General features: G+C 38.9%; 23 protein-coding genes. All 23 read left to right on the forward strand.

Annotated features, from left to right (window positions below):
• Positions 1–14: 14 nt before the first annotated feature.
• The 23 genes from rbfA (at position 15) to CEY16_RS02705 (ending at position 23,771) form a co-directional block, all read left to right on the forward strand.
• Positions 15–359 carry a 30S ribosome-binding factor RbfA gene (gene rbfA / locus CEY16_RS02595; RefSeq protein ID WP_101330408.1) on the forward strand — a complete coding sequence of 115 codons (345 nt, stop codon included), beginning with the start codon at positions 15–17 and terminating at the stop codon, positions 357–359.
• Between the two features lie 240 nt (positions 360–599).
• The gene (truB, locus tag CEY16_RS02600; protein ID WP_101330409.1) at positions 600–1,508 is read left to right on the forward strand and encodes a tRNA pseudouridine(55) synthase TruB; all 909 of its coding nucleotides are present in this window, start codon (positions 600–602) and stop codon (positions 1,506–1,508) included.
• 13 nt (positions 1,509–1,521) lie between these two features.
• Positions 1,522–2,463, forward strand: coding sequence for a bifunctional riboflavin kinase/FAD synthetase (locus tag CEY16_RS02605; RefSeq protein ID WP_101330410.1), 942 nt, complete (start codon positions 1,522–1,524; stop codon positions 2,461–2,463).
• Positions 2,464–2,593: 130 nt separating this feature from the next.
• Positions 2,594–2,863: a 30S ribosomal protein S15 gene (rpsO, locus tag CEY16_RS02610; RefSeq protein WP_101330411.1), complete on the forward strand. Its 270-nt coding sequence runs from the start codon at positions 2,594–2,596 to the stop codon at positions 2,861–2,863.
• A 123-nt stretch (positions 2,864–2,986) separates the two neighbouring features.
• Positions 2,987–5,101: a polyribonucleotide nucleotidyltransferase gene (gene pnp, locus CEY16_RS02615; protein WP_101330412.1), complete on the forward strand. Its 2,115-nt coding sequence runs from the start codon at positions 2,987–2,989 to the stop codon at positions 5,099–5,101.
• 111 nt (positions 5,102–5,212) lie between these two features.
• On the forward strand, positions 5,213–6,433 hold the full coding sequence (locus CEY16_RS02620) for a M16 family metallopeptidase (RefSeq protein ID WP_101330413.1): 1,221 nt from the start codon (positions 5,213–5,215) through the stop codon (positions 6,431–6,433).
• Positions 6,434–6,467: 34 nt separating this feature from the next.
• The gene (locus CEY16_RS02625) at positions 6,468–6,713 is read left to right on the forward strand and encodes a YlmC/YmxH family sporulation protein (protein ID WP_101330414.1); all 246 of its coding nucleotides are present in this window, start codon (positions 6,468–6,470) and stop codon (positions 6,711–6,713) included.
• An 82-nt stretch (positions 6,714–6,795) separates the two neighbouring features.
• A complete protein-coding gene (dpaA, locus tag CEY16_RS02630; protein WP_238378738.1) occupies positions 6,796–7,677 on the forward strand; it encodes a dipicolinic acid synthetase subunit A in 882 nt (293 codons plus the stop codon).
• 16 nt (positions 7,678–7,693) lie between these two features.
• A complete protein-coding gene (dpaB, locus tag CEY16_RS02635) occupies positions 7,694–8,278 on the forward strand; it encodes a dipicolinate synthase subunit B (protein WP_101330415.1) in 585 nt (194 codons plus the stop codon).
• A 73-nt stretch (positions 8,279–8,351) separates the two neighbouring features.
• The gene (locus tag CEY16_RS02640; protein WP_101330416.1) at positions 8,352–9,395 is read left to right on the forward strand and encodes an aspartate-semialdehyde dehydrogenase; all 1,044 of its coding nucleotides are present in this window, start codon (positions 8,352–8,354) and stop codon (positions 9,393–9,395) included.
• 20 nt (positions 9,396–9,415) lie between these two features.
• Entirely contained in the window at positions 9,416–10,627 is a 1,212-nt protein-coding gene (gene dapG / locus CEY16_RS02645) for an aspartate kinase (RefSeq protein WP_101330417.1), read from the forward strand.
• A gap of 23 nt (positions 10,628–10,650) precedes the next feature.
• Positions 10,651–11,514, forward strand: a complete 864-nt coding sequence (gene dapA / locus CEY16_RS02650; protein ID WP_101330418.1) for a 4-hydroxy-tetrahydrodipicolinate synthase — start codon at positions 10,651–10,653, stop codon at positions 11,512–11,514.
• Between the two features lie 80 nt (positions 11,515–11,594).
• Positions 11,595–12,323, forward strand: coding sequence for a ClpP family protease (locus CEY16_RS02655; protein WP_101330419.1), 729 nt, complete (start codon positions 11,595–11,597; stop codon positions 12,321–12,323).
• Entirely contained in the window at positions 12,320–12,529 is a 210-nt protein-coding gene (locus CEY16_RS02660; protein WP_101330420.1) for a YlzJ-like family protein, read from the forward strand. Before CEY16_RS02655 ends, CEY16_RS02660 begins: the two co-directional genes overlap by 4 nt.
• Positions 12,530–12,622: 93 nt before the next feature.
• Positions 12,623–14,899 carry an FtsK/SpoIIIE family DNA translocase gene (locus CEY16_RS02665; protein WP_101330421.1) on the forward strand — a complete coding sequence of 759 codons (2,277 nt, stop codon included), beginning with the start codon at positions 12,623–12,625 and terminating at the stop codon, positions 14,897–14,899.
• Positions 14,900–15,047: 148 nt separating this feature from the next.
• Positions 15,048–16,238, forward strand: coding sequence for a BMP family lipoprotein (locus CEY16_RS02670; protein WP_101330422.1), 1,191 nt, complete (start codon positions 15,048–15,050; stop codon positions 16,236–16,238).
• Between the two features lie 184 nt (positions 16,239–16,422).
• Positions 16,423–17,952: an ABC transporter ATP-binding protein gene (locus tag CEY16_RS02675; RefSeq protein ID WP_101330423.1), complete on the forward strand. Its 1,530-nt coding sequence runs from the start codon at positions 16,423–16,425 to the stop codon at positions 17,950–17,952.
• Complete coding sequence (locus CEY16_RS02680; protein ID WP_101330424.1) at positions 17,952–19,040, forward strand: ABC transporter permease; 1,089 nt, start codon at positions 17,952–17,954, stop codon at positions 19,038–19,040. Before CEY16_RS02675 ends, CEY16_RS02680 begins: the two co-directional genes overlap by 1 nt.
• Positions 19,041–20,027, forward strand: a complete 987-nt coding sequence (locus CEY16_RS02685) for an ABC transporter permease (protein WP_162297827.1) — start codon at positions 19,041–19,043, stop codon at positions 20,025–20,027.
• Positions 20,028–20,138: 111 nt separating this feature from the next.
• On the forward strand, positions 20,139–21,425 hold the full coding sequence (gene yfmF / locus CEY16_RS02690; protein WP_101330425.1) for an EF-P 5-aminopentanol modification-associated protein YfmF: 1,287 nt from the start codon (positions 20,139–20,141) through the stop codon (positions 21,423–21,425).
• On the forward strand, positions 21,418–22,704 hold the full coding sequence (gene yfmH / locus CEY16_RS02695; RefSeq protein WP_101330426.1) for an EF-P 5-aminopentanol modification-associated protein YfmH: 1,287 nt from the start codon (positions 21,418–21,420) through the stop codon (positions 22,702–22,704). The genes yfmF and yfmH overlap by 8 nt, the downstream gene beginning before the upstream one ends.
• A gap of 2 nt (positions 22,705–22,706) precedes the next feature.
• Positions 22,707–23,426 carry an elongation factor P 5-aminopentanone reductase gene (ymfI, locus tag CEY16_RS02700; protein WP_238378739.1) on the forward strand — a complete coding sequence of 240 codons (720 nt, stop codon included), beginning with the start codon at positions 22,707–22,709 and terminating at the stop codon, positions 23,424–23,426.
• 84 nt (positions 23,427–23,510) lie between these two features.
• The gene (locus CEY16_RS02705; RefSeq protein ID WP_101330427.1) at positions 23,511–23,771 is read left to right on the forward strand and encodes a DUF3243 domain-containing protein; all 261 of its coding nucleotides are present in this window, start codon (positions 23,511–23,513) and stop codon (positions 23,769–23,771) included.
• The last annotated feature ends 50 nt before the right edge of the window (positions 23,772–23,821 follow it).

Here is a 23,821-nt window from a genome sequence, read left to right on the forward strand (position 1 = left end):
TGAGGTGATCATTGATGAATAATATTCGTGCAAACCGAATAGCGGAACAAATGAAAAAAGAACTTGGAGATATCCTATCCCGTAAAATAAAAGATCCAAGAGTTGGTTTTGTGACGGTCACGGGTGTTGAAGTAACTGGTGACCTTCAACAAGCAAAAGTTTTCATTTCTATTTTTGGAGACGAAGAGAAAAAAGAGGAAACACTTGTTGGTTTGGCAAAATCAAAAGGTTTCATCCGTTCAGAAATCGGTAAGAGAATAAGACTTAGAAAAACTCCTGAAATCACGTTTGAAATAGATGAAGCGATCGAGCGAGGTAATAAAATCGAGCGTATCATCCAAGACCTGAATGAAGAGTAAATCGAGTCGAATAATGAAATTGTGCAACCTCTGCGATGACGAATATGTTATTTCAGAGGTTGTAAAATTATTTTAGCCTGTAAGAAAATATAAAATGTGGGCGTTAAATTGTCTAGCTCCAGTCACTAAGTTTCTATCAGGGAACTTGCGCTTTTCTTATGGTACATACAAGTAAATCGTTTGAGACTTTTTGATCTTAGTTCTAAATCTATATAAGTGTCTCACAATGGAGGTTTAAAAATGAACGGAATCATCCCTCTGTGGAAGCCAAAAGGAATGACTTCCCATGATTGTGTCGATCGGATCCGGAAAATAATGAAAACTAAAAAGGTTGGTCATACAGGCACCCTGGACCCAGAGGTTGAAGGAGTTTTACCTATATGCATCGGTAAAGCTACAAAAATCGTATCTTTAATGACTCAACATCAAAAAGAATACCGAACTGAAATCTCATTAGGCCGCTCAACCACTACAGAAGATTTCACAGGAGAGACCGTCGAAACCAAAGAAGTTGATCGTGAATTATCAATTGAAGAATGCGAGAAAGCTTTGAATCATTTCATTGGTGAAATTGATCAGATTCCGCCCATGTATTCAGCTGTAAAAGTAAACGGCATGAAACTATATGAATATGCGAGAGAAGGATTAACAGTTGAACGACCATCAAGGGTTGTCAAAATACATAATATAACTCTCCTATCTGGTGAACTGGTCCGGGTAGGAGATATGGATGTGCGTTTCACATTCAATGTACACTGCTCAGGGGGTACCTACATTCGCACTTTATGTGTAGATATAGGAAAAGCTTTAGGTTATCCTGCACATATGTCTGAATTGACTCGCCTACAATCTGGCGCTTTCGTTTCTGATGACAGTGTAACTTTTTCACAAATACAACAAGCGGTGGACGATGAGGATTTTGATCGTATATTTTTACCTATGAAATATGCTTTACCAGAACTGCGTGAATATGTCATCACAGACACCGAGCTGATTCGTTTCCATCAAGGACAAGTTTTACCGATTCCTGAGGAACTAACTGAGGAAAAAATGTTTAAGGTTATTGATCCTAATGGAGCTTTGATAGCTATTTATCAACCCCACCCTAAAAAAACAGGGCTGATGAAGCCAGTAAAAGTACTAGTGTAAGGAAGGTGGAAACATGAAAGTATTCAGACTATCCAAACCAGAAGATGCATCATCACAGTCATTTGACCCATCAACTGTAGCCGTTGGTTATTTTGATGGCGTACATATTGGTCATCAACATGTTATCCAGCATGCAATAGACATTGCAGATGAAAAAAACATCAAATCGGCCGTCATGACTTTCGATCCTCATCCCAAATCAGTCATTAAACAAGAAGAATTACATGATCACTTAATTTCGACCCTTGATGAAAAAATATCGATATTTGAATCAATGGGAATCGATTATGTATTTGTTGTTACTTTCAGTCAGGAATTGTCTAAGTTGTCACCAGAAAAATTCGTAGAACATTATTTCATTGACTTAAATGTAAAACACATTATCGGGGGATTTGATTTTTCATTTGGTTATAAAGGTAAGGGAAAACTTGAAAATCTTCCGGAGTATACAGATGAACCGATTGAATTCAGCGTAATCGATAAAGTTACTTTAGGGGAAGAAAAAGTCAGTTCCACTTACATTAGACAGGCTGTGAAAAATGGTGACATGAAAACAGCAAATGAGCTTTTAGGTAGAGTTTTCTCTCTTCGTGCACCAGTAAAGAAAGGTCATCAGAGAGGCCGTACCATCGGTTTCCCCACTGCAAATTTAGACATTGACAGCGAAATGTTAGTACCTAAAGTCGGTGTTTACGCGGTAACCGCAACGGTAAATGATGAACACCTTTCCGGAATGGCGAACATCGGTTTTAACCCTACGTTTGAAGATATACACGAAAAACCATCTGTAGAGGTTTATCTCTTTGATTTTGATGCTGATATTTATGGTGAAACCATTGAGGTGAAATTCCATCATTATTTAAGAGATGAAGAAACCTTTTCTTCTGTAGATGAATTGGTTGAACAGATGAACGAGGATGAAAAACAAACAAAAAAATTCTTTAATCGATTGTAGGATATGACTTGCAATTTTCCTTCAAAAAATGTATCGTATGATTGTATGGAAAACAACCTTTTTCTTGGCTTCTCGCTTCTCCAGCGAACGCTAGGAAACAGGGGATTACTAAGATTAGGAGGTGAACAGGATGGCTATAACACAAGAGCGTAAAAATGAGCTTATCAATGAATATAAGACTCATGAAAATGATACTGGATCTCCAGAGGTTCAGATCGCTATCCTAACTGAACAAATCACTGAGTTGAATGGTCATTTCAAAGAGCACAAAAAAGACCATCATTCTCGTCGTGGATTATTTAAAATGGTTGGTAAACGTCGTAACTTGTTAAACTACTTACGTAACAAAGACGTTCAGCGCTACCGTGACTTAATTCAAAAACTTGGACTACGTAGATAAGACTGGAAAAGCGGGCGAAGACCCGCTTTTTCTTTCATTCTACAGAATATTTTATTGTATATGTTGTGGGACTTTTCACCATAATTACATATAGCAATAGATTTGAGAGGGGTCGTAAGATTTATGTCCAATGAAATGAAAACATATTCAATAGATTTAGCAGGAAGAACTTTGACTTTTGAAATTGGTGAAGTAGCTAAACAGGCAAACGGTGCTGCAATGGTCCGTTACGGAGATACATCTGTAATGGTGGCTGCAACAGCTTCTAGTAAACCTAAAGACTTACCGTTCTTTCCTTTAACAATCAATTACGAAGAAAAACTTTATGCTGTTGGTAAAATACCAGGCGGATTCATAAAACGTGAGGGTCGTCCTAGTGACAAAGCTGTTCTGACTTCTCGTTTGATTGACCGTCCGATTCGTCCGATGTTTCCAGATGGATTCAGAAATGAAGTTCAAGTCATTAGCACAGTAATGAGTGTTGATCAAGACTGCCCTTCAGATATTACAGCAATGATCGGTTCCTCGATCGCCCTTTGTGTATCAGACATTCCTTTCGGCGGTCCGATTGCAGGAGTAAATGTAGGTAGAATCGATAATGAATTCGTCATCAATCCGACAATCGAACAAATGGAAAAAAGTGATATCCAATTGACTGTTGCTGGAAACAAAGATGCTGTCAACATGGTTGAAGCAGGTGCTAAAGAAGTGCCAGAAGAAACGATGTTAGAAGCGATCATGTTTGGTCATGAAGAAATCAAACGTCTGTGTGAATTCCAAGAGAAAGTAATCGAAGAAGTAGGGAAAGAAAAAACTGAAATTCCTTTATTCACTCCTGATGAAACAATTGCTGAAGAAGTTGAGAAACTTGCAAAAGACCGCTTAGTTGCAGCGATTCAAACAGAAGAGAAAAAAGCCCGTGAGGACGCAATAGAAGACGTCAAACAAGTTGTGATTGAATCCTTCGAAGAAAAGGAAGTTGAAGAGGACGTCATCAAGCAAGTTAAAGATGTACTGGATTCTATTGTGAAAGAAGAAGTCCGTCGATTGATCACTGAAGAGAAGGTTCGCCCTGACGGTAGAGGTGTCGATGAAATTCGTCCACTTTCTTCACGTACGAAAGTTTTACCTCGTACACACGGTTCTGCAATGTTTACTCGTGGACAAACCCAAGCACTAAGTGTTTGTACGCTAGGAGCATTAGGTGATGTTCAAATACTTGATGGATTAGACCTTGCTGAAGAGAAGCGTTTTATGCATCATTATAATTTCCCTCAGTATAGTGTCGGTGAAACAGGACCAATCAGAGGACCTGGCCGTCGTGAAATCGGACATGGTGCTTTGGGTGAACGTGCTTTAGAAGCAGTTATCCCTTCTGAAAAAGATTTCCCATACACAATCCGTGTCGTGTCAGAAATCCTTGAATCTAACGGTTCTACTTCCCAGGCAAGTATCTGTGCGGGTACTATGGCAATGATGGATGCAGGTGTTCCGATTAAAGCACCAGTTGCAGGAATTGCGATGGGTCTTGTGAAATCTGGAGACAACTATACCGTTCTTACAGATATCCAAGGTATGGAAGACGCTTTAGGAGATATGGACTTCAAAGTAGCCGGAACTTCCGCAGGTGTAACAGCGCTACAAATGGACATCAAAGTTGAAGGGCTATCTAGAGACATATTAGAAGAAGCATTGACTCAAGCGCAAAAAGGTCGTATGGATATCTTGAATCACATGACTGAAACGATTCCATCGTCACGCAGTGAATTATCTCAGTACGCACCAAAAATTAAGACATTTGCAATCAACCCTGATAAAATTCGTGATGTTATTGGACCAAGTGGAAAACAGATCAATAAGATCATTGAAGAAACAGGAGTTAAAATTGATATCGAGCAAGATGGTACAATTTTCATTTCTTCTACTGAAAGTGAAAAAATTGATGTAGCGAAAAAAATCATTGAAGATTTAGTACGCGAAGTTGAAGTTGGAGAAATTTATCTTGGTAAGGTGAAACGTATTGAAAAATTCGGAGCCTTTGTTGAACTTTTTGCTGGAAAAGATGGTCTTGTCCATATTAGCGAATTAGCTGAAGAACATGTTAAAAATGTGAAGGATATTGCTGATATTGGCGAAGAAATGCTTGTGAAAGTAAAAGAAATCGATCAACAAGGTCGTGTGAATTTATCTCGTAAAGCTGCTCTTAAAGAACAAGAAACAGAACAAGCTTCTAAGTAAGATACTTCTGTGAGCTTAGAAATATTCAAGACAAAGAGCTGGTATCTTCCAGTTCTTTTTTTGTGCTTACTGTTAATTTATTTTTCAATTCAACAAAGAAGGAGCTTCTTAATGGTCAAAAGATATCAACTAAATAACGGAACACGAATCGTAGCAGAACATCTAACATCAGTACGCTCAGTCTCTTTGGGAATTTGGATATTAGCAGGTTCCAGAAATGAACAACCACATCAAAATGGTATTTCCCACTTGGTTGAACATATGCTCTTTAAAGGTACAGAAAATCGCGATGCGCGAATGATCGCTGAATCTTTTGATGCGATCGGTGGCCATGTGAACGCTTTTACCTCTAAAGAGTTTACGTGCTTTTATTCAAAAACGATGGATCAACATGCAGATTATGCACTGGATATTTTGACAGATATGTTATTCAACTCATTGATTGAGGAAAAAGAATTAGAGCGTGAGAAAAAAGTTGTTGAGGAAGAGATTTCAATGACTGAAGATGCACCAAATGATATTATTCATGATTATCTTCAAGGTATAAGTTTTGAAGGTCATCCGCTTGCGCAAACAATATTAGGTACTGAAGAAACTTTATCTTCCTTAACAAGAAATGATCTCCTTGATTATATGAGGCAATATTACAGCCCCGAAAGGATCGTCGTTTCTGTTGCTGGAAATATTCCTGAAGAATTGATTGATCGAATCAAAGAGCTATTTGGCTCTGTTTCAAAGCAGTCAGGTATACATGACCCTATGAAACTAGTCTATTTAACTAATTCAAAAACGTATGAGAGGGAGGTCTCTCAAGCACATCTTTGCCTAGGGTATCCTGGATTACAAATTGGTGATGAGGGTATTTATAGTGCTTCCGTGATTGATAATGTATTAGGTGGGGCTATGAGCTCAAGACTATTTCAGAAAATCAGAGAAGAAATGGGCTTAACTTACTCTATCTTTTCTTACCATAGCTCCTTCAGGGATAACGGATTGTTTACAATTTACGGTGCTACTAACTCTGATCAACTTGAACAAATGAAAGATGAGATTTTGAAAACGACTAACGAAATGAAGTTGAATGGAATTACTGAGAAAGAACTTCAGAATACTGTGCAACAACTGAAGGGTCAACTAGTACTTGGACTGGAAAATCCTAATAGCCGAATGAATCGAAATGGTAGGAATGAGTTATTGAATCAACCGCATCTATCCATGGAAGAATTGATTAGCAAACTCGTTAGTGTTAATCATGAAGACATGAATCAGCTGATGAATCAAATGTTTGCTGAGCAACCTTCAGAAGCATTAATTGTTCCTTCACGCGTATAATGATAGTAACCATCCTTTGGGAAGAGGTGTTACTATGAGGTACAATGATTTATCGGGAAAAGAATTGATTGATGCGGTGAACGGTGAACGTTTGGGCATTTTAGGTCAAACTGATTTGGAAATTGATCCAAGGACCGGTTCGATCAGAAATATTTTAATCCAGGATTTCTCCATGCTCGGATTTAAAAAAGGGGAGAGAGAAACGATGATCAAATGGTCTGATGTTGAAGTAGTCGGTCAAGATATGATTGTCGTTAAGCCTGATAAAGTGAAAGACTGACTCCTTCTATAGGTGTTAGTCTTTCACTTTTTTATAACGAATACATACAATATATTGGGCTAAAAGATGAAGGAGTAGGTGAGTGACGTTGTTAACTGGTAAAACGATTGTTGTAATAGGTGGAGACGCTCGGAACATTGAAATGATGAGGCAATTAGTTGAAAGAGATAGTCTTGTGTATGCCGTGGGATTCGAAGAGGTAGATGCTCAGATTGAGGGAGTTTATTTTTCTACTCTGGAGAATATTCCAGCAAACCAGATTGATGCTGTAATTCTTCCAGTATCTGGTCTCGATGAAGAAGGTTACGCTGAGAGTCATTACGCCGAAAGTTCGCCGATGGTGCAACCAGAATTCTTCGATACTTTAAGTGAAAACTGCCTTGTGTTTACTGGTATCATGACTCCATTATTATCGAGGTTAAGTGAAAAAATAAAGATTATTCCTTTATTTGATCGGGATGATGTGGCTATATATAATTCTATCCCTACAGCTGAAGGAGCATTGATGTTCGCTATCCAGCATACTGATTTCACAGTCCATGATGCTAACGTTACAATCATAGGCTTTGGACGTGTGGGTAAAACGCTCGTTCATACTTTCTCTGCTTTAGGGGCGAATGTATCTGTATGTTCTAGAAATGAGGATGAACTTGCTAGGATATTTGAGTATCATGCAAAGCCAGTTCACATTGAAGACTTGGATTCTTCAGTTGAAAACTGCAATATTCTAGTGAACACTGTTCCCCAATTAGTCGTGCAACCTTCAACGATCCGATCTTTACCACTCGATAGCCTGATTATCGACTTAGCATCGAAACCAGGCGGAGTAGATTTCCGTTTTGCGAAAAAAAGAGGAATCAAAGCTATATTAGCTCCTGGTTTACCAGGGATGGTTGCTCCCAACACTGCTGGAAAGATTTTAGCCCGAGTGATTCAAAGTGTCATACTTAAACAAGAGTCATGAAAGGGGCTTGTTCAGTTTGAATTTAAAAGGTAAAAGAATAGGTTTCGGGTTAACTGGTTCTCATTGTACTTATGATGCCGTTTACCCTGAACTTGAGCGATTGATTAATGAAGGGGCAGAAGTCTACCCCATCGTTTCATATACTGTACAAAATACAGATACTAAATTCGGTGATGCTGCGGATCATATTGAGAAAATCAAACAAATTACAAACAAATCCTTAATTTCTACTATTCCAGAAGCAGAGCCACTTGGACCGAAAATACCGCTTGACTGCATGGTTGTGGCTCCACTTACAGGAAACTCACTGAGTAAATTTGCTAATGCGCTGACAGATTCACCCGTTCTGATGGCAGCTAAAGCAACTTTGCGAAACCGAAAGCCAGTTGTCTTGGCTATTTCGACAAATGATGCACTTGGACTGAATGGTACTAATCTCGCAAAATTACTTGTCGCGAAAAATGTATATTTTGTACCATTTGGTCAAGACGATCCAGTGAAGAAGTCAACATCATTGGTAGCTCATATGGGCTTGTTAGCTGAAACAATTGAGAGCGCAATCGAGGGAAAACAGCTCCAACCACTTTTAAAACCTTACTAAAATTTATGTGATACTTCCGAAAATATGATAAGATGTGCAATAGATAGATTAACTAGGATATGGGGGAATAAATATGTCGAATCAAAAAGAATATAATGTAGCGATTGTTGGCGCAACAGGAGCTGTTGGTCAGAAAATGCTAGAAATGTTAGATTTGGTCGGTTTCCCGATAAAGGAATTGACCCCATTAGCTTCAAAACGCTCTGCAGGTCAAACGATTGATTTCAGAGGGGAAAAAGTTGTTATTAAAGAAGCAAAACCAGAAGCATTCGAAGGCATTGAAATTGCCCTATTTTCTGCTGGTGGTTCTATATCAAAAGAATTAGCACATGAAGCGGTTAAAAGAGGTGCTGTGGTAATAGACAACACAAGTGCCTTCCGTATGGATCCAGATGTACCATTAGTCGTACCCGAGGTAAACAAAGAAGATATTCAAAAACATAAAGGTATTATTGCGAATCCGAATTGCTCAACGATTCAAATGGTTGCAGCGCTCGAACCGATCCGCGGTAAATTTGGGTTGAATCGTGTTATTGTATCAACCTATCAATCTGTATCTGGTTCTGGTAACGCTGCTGTAGAAGAATTGAAAGATCAATCAAGAGCTATGCTTGACGGGAAAGAAGCAGAAGCTAATATTCTACCGGTGAAATCTGAAGAGAAGCATTTTCCTATTGCATTCAATGCATTGCCACAGATAGATGTATTTGAAGAGAATGGATATACGTTCGAAGAAATGAAAATGATCAATGAGACAAAGAAAATCATGCACACTCCTGAACTTCAAGTTGCAGCGACGTGTGTCAGATTGCCATTCTTCTATTCACATGCAGAAAGTGTGTATGTCGAAGTAAATGAGGGTAACGTTTCAGTTGAAGACCTACAAAATGTTTTAAGAGAAGCACCAGGCATCGTCCTTGAAGATGATATAGAGAACCAGGTTTACCCGACCCCACTATCTGCAGAAAACAAAACAGATGTATTTGTTGGACGCATCAGAAAAGATTTGGATGTGCCTAACGGATTCCACTTATGGATTGTTTCTGACAATCTATTAAAAGGGGCATCATACAACTCAGTCCAAATTGCACAAGCGATCGCTGAAAACAATAAATAATTTCTTATACGAGGTGGAAAATGGGGATTATAGTTCAAAAATTCGGAGGAACATCTGTAAGAAACTCCGAGGCAAGAGAACATGCTTTTAAACATATAAAAAATGCACTTGAAGAGGGACACCAAGTAGTAGTAGTTGTTTCAGCTATGGGGAGAGCGGGTGAACCTTATGCGACTGACACATTATTAAGTTTAGTCGATCATCCGAAGCATATGCTGACATCTCGAGAAGTCGATATGCTCATGTCCTGTGGTGAGATTATCTCATCTGTTGTGTTTTCAAATGAGTTAAAAAAGATGGGGATGACTTCTACTGCCTTATCTGGAGCCCAAGCGGGTTTCTTAACAACGAATGATTTTACAAATGCACGTATAAATAAAGTGGATCCATCAACTCTCCAGAAGTATTTGAAAACAAATGACGTAATAGTTGTTGCTGGTTTTCAAGGAGAAGATGAGAACGGCAATACAACCACGCTTGGTAGAGGTGGTTCTGATACGTCAGCTGTTGCCTTAGGGGCAGCATTAAATGCAGATTATGTGGATATTTTCACTGACGTAGACGGTATTAAGACTGCTGACCCTGTAATTGTTAAGCATGCGGAAACGCTAGAAGTAATGACGTACAATGAAATAGTGCACCTTGCTTACCAAGGATCTAAAGTGCTACACCCGAGAGCTGTTGAAATCGCAATGCAAGAGAAGATTCCAATTAGGGTACGATCAACTTATACAGAGGATACGGGAACTCTTGTCACAGCTAAAAAAGACGGTTTAATCGATCGATCAATTAATGATCGTATAGTTACAGGAATCGCTCACGTTTCTGGCCTTACGCAAATAAAGGTTGAAGCAACTGGAGATGTCATTGACGTCCATGACCAGGTATTCAAACATTTAGCTGATGCTGGTATTTCTGTAGACTTTTTCAATATTTTTGCCGAAGGTATTACATTCACCGTACCAAGTGATAAATTGGAAAAAACAAAAGATATTCTTGGCAAACTACAATATCAATTTGAAGTAGTTGAAAATTGTGCAAAAGTATCTGCAGTCGGTGCAGGGATCCAAGGCGTACCCGGAGTCGCTTCTAAAGTTGTATCTTCTTTAGCTAGGCAGAAGATAAAAATTTTGCAATCTGCTGATAGTCACACTACGATTTGGGTATTAATTAAGGAGGCGGACCTTGAAAAAGCCGTCATTGCTTTACATGATGAATTTTTAACTGAGTAGAGTAAAGAAAGGAGCCATTAACCTTGGATTTCGGGAGAATATTGACAGCGATGGTGACACCCTTCAATAGTCAAGACGAATTGGATTTAGAAAAAGTCGAACCATTAGTGGAGCACTTGATTAATAATGGTACTGAGGGGTTAGTCGTAGCCGGGACCACTGGGGAATCCCCTACGATGACTAAAGATGAGAAGTTGAAGCTTTTCGAGAATGTTGCTAAAGTTGTAAACGGTCGAATACCAGTCTTGGCTGGTACTGGATCTAATTCAACAAAAGCTGCTGCTGAATTAACCAAAGAGGCCGAAGCCACTGGCGTGGATGGAATAATGTTAGTAACTCCTTATTACAACAAGCCAAACGCTCGTGGGCTATATGAACATTTTAAAACTATTGCTGCAGCGACCAATTTGCCGATCATGCTCTATAATATTCCTGGTCGTTCTGCTATTAATATGTCTGTTGAGGTCACGGTTTCCCTTGCAAACATTCCGAACATTGTATCCATAAAAGATGCAAGCGGAAGTTTAGATATGATGAGTGAAATCATTCATCGTACACCAGACGATTTTTCACTATATAGTGGAGACGATAGTCTTACGATACCAGCTATGTCTGTCGGAGCGAACGGGATCGTTTCTGTTGCTTCACATGTCATAGGAAATGAAATAAAAGAAATGGTCGATCAATTTTGGAATGGGAATGTAAAACAAGCTGCTGAAATTCACAGGAATATTTTACCGAAGATGAAAGCGTGTTTCATGGCTCCTTCACCATCTCCAGTCAAAGCAGCGTTAAATCATTATGGCATCGAAGTTGGCTCTGTACGTTTGCCATTAGTTGAACTGACAGAAGATGAAAAAAATCTTCTGATTCATACAATTCAATAAGATTCCTTAAAAACCTTATGTAAAATGCATAAGGTTTTTTTGCATTAATAGCACCATTCTGTGAACACTATTCTCAAAGGATGGTGTGTAAAAAAGTGAGTGAAGAAAAACAAAACCCAAACCAAGAAGATGATCAATCAAGTGCTTTAGTAGAGAAAATCAAACAATTAGGTCAAACGAATTTACCTGCATCGCCAGAATCGAATATTCATGTATTACCTATCATCGGACAAATTGAAGGTCACTTACAATTACCTTCCAAGAACAAAACGACCAAGTACGAACACATAATTCCTCAAATTGTAGCTATTGAGCAAAACCCTAAAATTGAAGGAGTCATTCTAATTTTAAATACAGTTGGTGGTGATGTGGAGGCTGGTCTTGCGATTTCAGAAATGATTGCATCGATTTCCAAACCTACAGTTTCAATTGTTTTAGGTGGTGGGCACTCTATAGGGGTACCTATAGCAACAAGTGCAACGTATTCGTTCATAACTGAAACAGCCACTATGACTATACATCCTATCAGGCTTACTGGTCTTGTTATTGGCGTTCCTCAAACATTTGAATACCTTGATAAAATGCAAGATCGCGTCATTAATTTCGTGGTTAGACATTCTTCTGTTTCAGAGGAACAATTAAAAGACTTGATGTTTGCAAAAGGTAATTTAACAAGAGATATAGGAACGAATGTGGTTGGAGAAGATGCAGTTAAATATGGATTGATAGACGGAATCGGTGGAGTGAAGGAAGCAATTGAAAAGCTGAATGAGTTGATTGATCAGGATGATGAGAAGGTGGTCCAATGATATTATACACTCCATTATTTGAAGAAGAAATTTTCGGCGAAGAGGAATCCTATGATGAGTTTCACTGGGTAACAATCAACTATGCGACCTTAAAATTAAAACGTGATACGGAGACAAACTCTTATCAAATCGTTCATATGAATTCTACAGACCCAGGTGACTATTTGCGTCAAGAGTTTCAACCAGGAGTTATTTATCGAATATGAGTCATATCTCAACCCATAAAATTATGCTATAATAATGATAGGTTAAAAGCAGCCACCAAAAGGCTGCTTCACTTATTTATGAGGTGAGAAGAGATGGCAAAACGTAAAAAGAAAAAGCAAAACAACAAAAAAAGACAATCTACCTTAAAATTTGAACTCATTGGATTAGGATTGATATTGATCGCCATTTTTTCAAGTGGTATACAACCGATTGGTGAGGGTTTCATTCCACAGTCTCTTGTAACACTTTTACAGTGGTTTTTCGGTTTCTGGTACATCCTAGTCAGTTTATTCATTTTTATACTAGGCCTTTATTTAATGATTAAACGTGAATGGCCATCTTTCTTTAACACGAAATGGATTGGTTCATACATATTATTTTTATCTGTGTTGTTATACACACATGTTCAAACCTTTGAGGGACCGATATTAAACACAGAGGGATTATCTATATTCACGGTGACGTGGGACTATTTCGATGCATATCAAGCAGGTGAAGTAAGTTACTCTAGTATCGGTGGAGGAATGATTGGGGCTTTATTATTTGCCTCTAGCTTCTATTTGTTATCGGCTGCGGGAGCCAAAATCATTGCGGTTTTTGGTGTTATTATTGGAGTAGTTTTGATTACAGAAATTTCTCTAACGGATGTTACATCAAAATATTTTGCTAAAATTAAGAGTTTTTATGAAAACGTAAAAGAAAAAAGGCAAAAAGCCAAAGCTGAGAAACAGCAAAAAATCGAGTCTCAAAATGAGAATGATACAGTTATTTCAGCTGATGATCAGCCAGTAATTGAGGATTTTCAAAATAATTTAGAATCAAGTGAGACTTATGACGAACCAGAAGAGCCAGTTGAAACGATTGAAACTAAACAATGGACTGAGCAAGTGGACTCGGCAGAAGAAGGCGGAGAAGAAATTCAAGATTTACCGATGACGGAAGTTGAAAATGAGTCTTATAAACTTCCATCTCTACAATTATTGGAGAGCCCCAAAGTCCATTCTCAACAGCATGAAAAATCTCAAATTCAATCTACCGTAAAGAAACTTGAGCAAACTTTCCACAGTTTCGGGGTGAAAGCAAAAGTCACAAAGGTTCACGTTGGCCCAGCAGTTACAAAATATGAAGTGTATCCTGATGTCGGGGTTAAGGTCAGTAAAATAGTGAATTTACATGATGATCTTGCTTTAGCGTTGGCTGCTAAAGATATCCGGATTGAAGCTCCTATACCAGGTAAATCGGCTATAGGAATTGAGGTTCCTAACTCTGAGGTTGCTCAAGTTTCCCTCAGGGAAGTTATGCAGAAAAAGATTCAAGACCCAGCTAAGTTATTATTCGGTCTAGGAAGAGATATCGCTGGTGATGCGGTATCGGCTGAGTTGAATAAAATGCCTCACATGTTGATTGCTGGTGCAACAGGAAGCGGTAAAAGTGTCTGTGTGAACGGAATAATTACAAGCATTCTGTTGAGAGCTAAGCCGCATGAAGTTAAAATGATGATGATTGACCCGAAGAAAGTAGAGTTGAATGTATACAACGGGATTCCACATCTTTTAGCTCCCGTTGTGACTGACCCTAAGAAAGCTGCTAAAGCTTTAAAGAAAATCGTTTCTGAAATGGAAAGACGCTATGATTTATTTTCTGATACAGGAACTAGGAATATTGAAGGATACAATGAGTATGTAAACAAAGTGAATGAGGAAGAAGGGGAGAATCATCCTCACCTTCCGTATGTAGTTGTTCTGATTGATGAGTTGGCAGACCTGATGATGGTTGCTTCCAATGAAGTAGAAGATGCGATTACCCGTCTTGCACAAATGGCTAGAGCCGCAGGTATTCACCTGATCATTGCTACTCAACGTCCGTCTGTTGATGTTATTACTGGTGTAATTAAAGCAAATATCCCTTCTCGAATTGCATTTAGTGTATCCTCTGCAACTGATTCTCGTACAATACTGGATGGCGGCGGGGCTGAAAAGCTGTTAGGTAAAGGTGATATGTTGTTCTTACCTGTCGGAGCATCCAAACCAACTAGAATCCAGGGTGCGTTTTTATCAGATCAAGAGGTAGAACGTGTGGTTGACTTCTGTATAGAGCAACAAAAAGCTCAATATCAAGAAGAAATGATCCCTGATGAGACCAATGAATCATACGAAGAAGTAGATGACGAATTATTCGAAGATGCTGTTCAATTAGTTTTAGAGATGCAAAGCGCAAGTGTATCGATGTTACAAAGAAAATTCCGTGTAGGATATACAAGAGCTGCACGTTTAATCGATGCTATGGAAGATAGAGGGATTGTGGGACCATATGAAGGTAGTAAGCCGAGAAAAGTATTGTCTTCTGAACCAGAACAGCATACACAGTAAAATCGTCTAAATTTTTATAATTGATTTTCTATTTATTTTGTTTGCCAGTCATGGTATATTTAGTAGGAAAGTTGTCGTTTCTTGGAACTACAACTTTCTTTTATACTTATTTTTTACGCATCGATAACACAATTGAGGGGGTAATATTATGAAAATGCGTAATTTTCTAATGATCGTTGCAATGCTGTTTGCACTCAGCTTTGTACTGGTTGCTTGTGGATCTTCTGACGATAGTGAAGAAGGTTCAAATGGCGATGACACGTCTGAAGAAACAGATAGCGGCGATAGCGAAAGCTCAGATGAAGAATCTGGCGAAAGTAGTGAAGAAGGTTCTGAAGGTGAATCAGCATCAGGTGACTTCTCTGCTGCAATGGTAACAGACGTTGGTGGAGTTGACGATAAATCATTCAACCAATCTGCTTGGGAAGGTCTTCAAGCTTTTGGAGATGAAAATGGTTTAACTGAAGGCGACGGGTATGCTTATGCTCAATCGAATTCAAACGGTGACTATGAGCCGAACTTAACTCGTTTGACAAAACAAGGTTATAATCTTGTTTTTGGAATCGGTTTCAAACTGACTGATGCGATCACGAAAGTTGCTCAGCAGAACCCTGACACTAACTACGCTCTTGTAGACGCAGTATCAGAAGCTGAAAACGTTGCTAACATTGTCTTCAAAGAACATCAAGGTTCTTTCTTGGCTGGTGTAGCTGCAGCGAATAAAACAGAATCAAAGCAAGTTGGTTTCGTTGGTGGTATCGATTCTCCACTAATCAACAAATTTGAAGCTGGTTTCGAAGCTGGAGTTAAATCCGTAGATTCTAGCATCGAAGTTGAAGTTCAATATGCAGAAAGCTTTGATGATGCTGCTCGCGGACGTCAAATCGCTTCTAGCATGTATAACAGTGGCATTGATGTTATTTATCACGCTGCTGGTGGTGCAGGTAATGGTGTATTCAACGAAGCAAAAGACATCAAAAACAATGACCCTGAAGCTTATGTATGGGTAATTGGGGTTGACCGTGACCAATACGAAGAAGGTGCTGTGACAGTTGATGGCACTGACTACAACGTGACGTTGACTTCAATGGTTAAACGTGTTGACAACGCAGTTGTAGACGTTTCTACTCGCGCAATGGAAGGTGACTTCCCAGGCGGTGAAACGATCGAATATGGTCTGGAAGATGAAGGTGTAAGCATTGCTCGTACGAATGAGGAAGCGTTCACTGAAGAAATCGGAACAGCAGTAGATGAATGGCAACAGAAAATCCTTGACGGTGAAGTTGAGGTACCATCTACTCGTGAAGATCTAGAAACATTCTTGAGTGAAATGGAATAGTAGAGAAAAAGGTTAGCTTGCCTAGCCTTTTTTCTACCCTTTTCTTAACACCTATATTGTAAGAAGATATCCGAATGAAGCGCATTTTTCGGTGCGTTTCATTAGGATATTTTTCATTTTACATATGAATCATATTTCATCATAGCGTCCTAAAGTAAAGTAAAGATCGAGGGAGTGAGAGGTAATGGAGGATTACGTTATTGAAATGTTAGATATCCGTAAGGAATTTCCTGGAGTGGTTGCGAATGATAATGTAACGCTTCAAGTTAAAAAAGGGGAAATTCATGCACTACTAGGCGAAAATGGTGCCGGAAAGTCTACATTGATGAACGTCCTTTTTGGATTATATCAACCTGAAAAAGGTAAAATTCGCGTCCGTGGTAAAGACGTTAAAATTACCGGTCCGGAAGTGGCGAATAGTTACGGGATCGGTATGGTACACCAGCATTTCATGTTAGTTGATACATTCACGGTCACAGAAAACATTATCTTAGGTAGTGAACCGAAAAAAGGTGTAAACATTGATAATGCGACTGCAGAAAAAGATGTGAAAAGAATTTCAGACGAATACGGCCTTCGTGTGGATCCGAAAGCATTGATCCGAAATATTTCAGTTGGAATGCAACAGCGTGTTGAGATCTTAAAAATGTTGTATAGAAAAGCTGACATTTTAATTTTGGACGAACCGACTGCAGTTTTAACACCACAAGAAATCAAAGAATTGATGGAAATCATGAGATCACTTGTTAAAGAAGGAAAGTCGATCATATTGATTACACATAAACTGAAAGAGATTATGGAAGTAGCGGATCGCTGCACAGTTATCCGAAAAGGGCAAGGAATCGATACGGTTGATGTCAGTAAAACGAACACTGATGAACTTGCTTCATTGATGGTGGGGCGCGATGTGTCCTTTAAAACAGAAAAAAAGCCATCTTCTCCTAAGGAAGTGGCGCTATCTATAAAAGATTTATCCGTTAAAGATTCGAGAGATGTCGAGATGGTTCGCAAATTGAACCTTGATGTTCGAAAAGGTGAAATTATCGGAATTGCAGGTGTCGACGGAAACGGTCAATCAGAATTGATTGAAGCGATCACTGGATTGCGTAAAACCGAATCCGGAACGGTCAAACTTGGTGAGCAAAATATAACAAGTTTTAAACCTAGAAAAGTGACCGAAGCAGGGGTAGGACACATTCCACAAGACCGCCATAAGTTTGGTCTTGTATTGGACTACCCAATGGGTGAGAACATGGTTTTACAATCATACTATCAAAAACCGTTCTCGAATATGGGAATCTTGAACTTCAAGAAAATCTATCAATATGCAGATCGTTTAATTGAAGAATATGACGTACGTACTCCGAGCAGTCAGACTTACGCACGTGCGTTATCAGGCGGAAACCAGCAGAAAGCGATCATCGGCCGTGAGATTGACCGCTCACCGGATCTCTTGATTGCTGCTCAGCCTACTCGTGGACTGGATGTTGGCGCAATCGAATTTATTCATAAAAAGTTAATTGAAGAACGTGACAATGATCGTGCGGTTTTACTGGTTTCATTTGAATTAGATGAAATTATGAACGTTAGTGATCGGATTGCGGTCATGTACGAAGGTGAAATAGTCGACATTGTAAAGCCTGAAGAAACAAATGAGCAGGAACTCGGCTTATTGATGGCAGGCAGTAAACGTGAGAAAGCGGGGGATGCATAATGGGTTTACAGCGTTTGAATAGTTTGACGATCCCTCTCGTTTCCATTGTTTTTGGTCTATTAGCTGGTGCTATTATCATGTTGCTTTTTGGCTATAATCCGGTGGAAGGATATCTTGCATTATGGGAAGGGGCCTTTGGTGATAAGTACTTTACTGGAGAAACTATCCGCCTGATCACGCCTTACATATTTTCAGGTCTAGCGGTAGCATTTGCTTTCCGTACAGGATTGTTGAATATAGGGGTAGAAGGCCAAGTGTTTATGGGTTGGCTTGCTTCTGTTTGGGTTGGAACAGCGTTTCAACTTCCAACTATCATACATTTGCCTCTTGCGATTTTGGCAGCTGCTATAGCAGGTGGACTTTGGGGCTTCATTCCAGGGTATTTAAAAGCACGTTTCGAAGTGCATGAAGTAATCGTAACGATTATGATGAACTATATTGCTCTTTACGTTACAAATGCCATCATCCGGACTTATTTGGCAGAAGCTGGTGGAGAAAGCACAGATAATGTAGCCCAGTCTGCATCACTTAAAACAAATTGGTTATCTGAATTTATGGGTTATTCTAATGTTCACTGGGGAATTCTGATTGCTTTGTTTGGTGCCCTGGTCATATGGTACTTAGTTGAACGCACGACATTAGGATTTGAACAGCGAGCTGTCGGGTTTAACCGTTATGCTTCGAAGTATGCCGGTATGAACGTTAAGAAAAACATCATCTTTTCCATGGTGATTTCTGGTGGTCTTGCAGGACTGGCTGGAGCTATGGAAGGTTTAGGTACGTTCGGTTATATGGCACTTCACAGTGGATTTACGAACATCGGGTTCGACGGAATCGCAATCGCGTTACTTGGTGGTAATACCGCAATAGGTGTCGTTTTTGCTGCTGGCTTATTCGGAATGTTGAAAAATGGTGCCTTAAATATGCAAGTTGGGGCAGGAGTGCCTCCTGAACTCGTAGATATCGTAACGGCGTTAATTATTTTCTTCGTTGCAGCAGGATTTATGATCATCTTATTAAAAGAAAGAATTATTGGCTTTTTCAATAAAGATAAAAAACAATCGAAAAATCAAAAGGAGGGGAAATAAATGGACATTTTAGGATTCTTAACGACTGTCGTTCCCACCGCATTTTTCTATGCAGCCCCTCTTATTTTCACAGCTGTTGGTGGCGCTATCAGTGAACGTTCTGGTGTCATTAACATTGGTTTAGAAGGTTTAATGATCATGGGTGCCTTTGTTGGTATTGTATTCAACTTATTAATGGGGCCGGTGATTATCAACGCGTTTGGTTCTGGATTCGGAGGAGATCTCACTCCTTGGTTGTCCATTATCGCGGCCGGAATTATCGGGGGAATTTTTGCGTTACTACTAGCATTAGCGAGTATTACTTTTAGAGCCGATCAAGTGGTAAGTGGTGTTGCGATCAACTTCCTCGCTCTAGGTATCGGAATTTTCTTTATTAAAGAAGTGTTCGGCGCTGGTCAAACAGACTTTGTTGATCATCCCTTTAATACGACAAGTATTCCGTTACTTTCCGAGATCCCATTTCTTGGACCAATCTTTTTTGAGCGTACATTTTACACGAACTGGTTAGCAGTGATTGTTGCGGTTCTTGCATGGTATGTCATGTTCAAAACACCGTTTGGTCTTCGATTGAGATCGGTTGGTGAGCATCCTCATGCAGCGGATACCATGGGGATAAACGTCAATCGTATGCGTTATATTGCTGTTGGTATTTCTGGAGTACTCGGCGGAATCGGTGGTTCTGTTTTCGCTTTGACAGTAGCACAGAACTTTTCAGCATCGACGATCAGTGGACAAGGATTCATCGCTCTTGCTGCCAACGTATTCGGAAAATGGCATCCACTAGGCGCTATGGGCGCAGCAATATTCTTCGGTGTTGCTCAAAGTTTAAGTGTAATCAGTCAAGGAATTCCTTTGCTAGATGCAGTACCAGGCATCTATTTACAGATTGCACCTTACGTTTTAACAATCTTGGCGATTGCCGGATTTATAGGACGTGCTGAAGCACCGAAAGCATTGAATCAACCATTTATCAAAGGTACGAGATAATATAAAATCATCTGGCCGTTCTATTGAACGGCCAGTTTTTTTGTAGTCATTACATGTATTTATCCACTATTTAGGGTAAAATAGACCCAAGATATTATAAGGAGGATAATCATGGAAGCACTCAAGCCTAAACAGATCGATCAATCGAATTATCGATTACACTTTTTGCGAACAAAAAAGTTTAAAACCAATACGATCGCATTGAAATTTTCGAGTCCTCTTGATCGAAAGACTATTACTGAGCGAGCATTATTGCCGTTCATTATGCAAAAAGGGACAGAAAATTATCCGTCGGAGTTGGAATTAAGACTTAAACTGGACGAAATGTATGGAGCGAAGTTCTCCATCAATAGCGGAAAAAAGGGTGAAAATCATGTCATTACAGTAGTCCTGGATTTTGCTAATGACCAGTTCATCCCTGAAGAAGATCAGCTTGTAAAAAAAGCAATCAGTTTTCTTTATGAAGTAGTAGCCAATCCTAAAATCAACGACAATTCTTTCGATCCCACGATTGTGGAACGTGAAAAAGAAACATTGAAAAATAAAATACAATCCATCATCGATGAAAAAATGCAATATGCTAATATGCGTCTCATAGACAATATGTGTGAGAATGAAAAATTTGGTATTCATAGTCATGGATACTTGGAGGATTTACCAAACGTAAACGGCTCTACATTAGTGGAAACATACCAATCAATGTTGAATAACGATTCTTTAGATATCTTTGTAGTCGGTGATTTTAATGAAGATGATGTGAATGAACAATTCATTAATACTTTTACGATGAACAGGACCCCAAGACAAGAAAGTTTTTCTTCGGATCATAAAGAGGTGTCTGAAGTTAATGAGGTTGTTGAGGAACAAAAGCTTCAGCAAGCAAAACTGCACTTAGGTTTTAGAACAATGACGACATTCAAAGATGAGGATTATCGGGCGCTACAGGTATTTAATGGTATTTTTGGTGGCTACCCTCACTCAAAACTATTTATGAATGTTAGAGAAAAACATTCTCTTGCCTATTACGCAGCATCCAGAATCGAAAGTAATAAGGGATTATTATTTGTGTTTAGTGGTATAGCTCCCGATCAATATGATTTAGCTAAAAAAATTATAATTGAACAGTTTGAAGATATGAAAGCCGGTAAGATCACAGATGAAGAATTAGAGCAGACGAAAAAAGCAATCATTCACCAAGTTAAGGAAACGATTGACCGTGCGGGTGGAATGGTTGAATGGTTTTATCAGCAATCGATTGGTGGATCCGAGAAGTCGATTGAAACAGTATTCGATGAAATCAATCAAGTGACTATAGAAGACATTGTAAAAATGGCGAACAAAGTGCAGTTAGATACTGTCTATTTATTGACAGCTACCGGAGGTGAGAAAGATGAATAAACTAATGGTTCCTCGCATTCAAGAAGAAATTTACCATGAGCAACTGCCTAATGGGCTGGATGTTTACCTATATCCCAAACCAGAAATGGAGAAAACATTTGCTATATTTTCTACAAAGTACGGTTCAATCGATCAATCTTTTACTCCTTTGAATCAATCCCAACAAGTGACTGTTCCCGACGGGATCGCTCATTTCCTAGAGCACAAGATGTTTGAAAAGGAAGATGGGGATGTGTTTCAACATTTCTCTGAAAAAGGTGCTTCAGCTAATGCTTTTACTTCCTTTACGCAGACAGCTTATTTATTTTCTAGCACGACAGATGAAGAAGATAACGTTCGCACGTTGTTGGACTTTGTCCAGAAACCGTATTTCACTGAGGAAACTGTAGAAAAAGAAAAGGGTATTATTGAGCAAGAAATTCGTATGTATGATGATCAAGCTGATTGGCGTCTTTTCTTTGGGACGATTGGAGCGTTATATGAGAATCACCCTGTTCGGATTGATATTGCAGGGACAGTGGATTCGATTTATGACATCACAAAAGATGATCTATATACATGTTATGAAACCTTTTATCATCCATCTAATATGACCTTATTTCTCATCGGAAATTTCGACCTTGAGCGGATGAAACAATTAATTCGTGAAGACCAAGACCAAAAAGAATTCGAGACGCCGGATACGATTCAACGTTTTTATGGCGATGAAAAGGATGAGGTATATAAGCCATTAGAAAAAATTCATATGCCTATCTCGACGCCTAAAGTTATGTTTGGAATAAAAGATAAAAAGACGAACTTAGAGAAAGATCTTTTGAAAAACGAAATGATGCGGGACATGATTTTGGATCTGTACTTTTCAAAAAGTGGTAAATTTTATCAGGAACTTTACCAAGACGGGCTTATCATAGATAAATTACGTATTGAAATGTTTATGGAAGAATCTTTCGGCTTCACAGCTATTGGAGCAAATACTACTGAACCTCAAAAGTTTTCAGCCAAGCTTAGAGAAATGTTATTGAGCTTGAAGGAAACATCTATAAACGATACTGATTTTAATCGTGTCAAAAAGAAAAAGTATGGTGAACTTATTCGTGAATTCAATGAATTAGAGGGTACAGCGACTACTTTTATTCATTACCATCAGTTAGGGATCGATTATAGAGATGTATTCGAGACCATGGAAAATCTCACTTCCGAAGATTTGAATCGAGCGTTGGATGATTGGGTAGAAGAAGAACGCATTGCCGTTTGTATGGTTCTACCTGAGGAAGAATAATCGTGTCAGTGCAAAAAAAACTATTAATTATTGGAGCCAGTAGCGCTATCGGTCTTGAAACCATCAATCAATTGAAAGGAGAAGGCTACCAGTTCCTTCTCCACTATAATAACCACCCAATAAAACTTAGTGAGTTGGATGTGCGGGAGGATCAAATACTTGGTGTTTTCCAAGGTGACCTCAGTACGTCTGAAGGCATTGAATATTTTCTTGAATCGATTCCTTTTTCTGTTGATGAGATTTTATTTTGCCAAGGAATTCCTTACTATCAATTATTAAGTGAAACCGATAGTTCCATAATGGACAGTTTATATCACATTCATGTGAAAAGTACCATGATGATATCCAAAAGATTCTTGCCTGATATGATTCAACAGCAACGAGGTGCAATAATTGTTGTTTCTTCCATCTGGGGAGAAGTAGGGGCAAGTAATGAAGTAGTCTACTCAACGATGAAGGGTGCTCAAATCAGTTTTGTGAAATCTTTAGCTAAAGAAGTCGGACCTTCAAATATAAAGGTGAATGCAGTTTCTCCAGGAATGATAGAGACTTCCATGAACAAGGTTTTCAGCGTAGAAGATGTCAATGATTGGCTTGATACCGTACCTATACAGCGAGTTGGTTATCCAGAAGATGTAGCGAAGGCTATACGTTTTTTATTAAGTGATCGCTCTAGTTATATTCAAGGACATACACTCCAAGTAAACGGTGGAAAGTATTAAGTTCAAGCAATTTTTGCTTTTATAGGTATATTGTTTCTACTTCCGTAAAAAATAAGAACGACTTAATTTAAAGGAGGAAGTAGAATGTCAGTATTAGATAATTTTGATCAGTGGAAAGATTTCTTGGGAGACCGTCTACACCAAGCACAAGAAAAAGGTGTTGAGCAACAAACAATCAACCAACTGGCTTACGAGGTAGGGGAACACCTTGCAACAAAAGTAGAGTCTCATAATGAAGAAGAAGCTTTACTTAGAGATCTATGGAATGTTGCATCAGAAGATGAGCGGCACGCAATGGCGAGCATAATGGTTAAAATGGTACAAGATGAAGGTACAGTTAAGTAGTAGTTAACCCCGTAGGCTGATGCTTACGGGTTTTTATTATATAATTGGAA

Origin of the sequence: Halalkalibacillus sediminis, from assembly GCF_002844535.1 — a bacterium.
In the GTDB taxonomy this organism is placed as follows: domain Bacteria; phylum Bacillota; class Bacilli; order Bacillales; family Alkalibacillaceae; genus Halalkalibacillus_A; species Halalkalibacillus_A sediminis.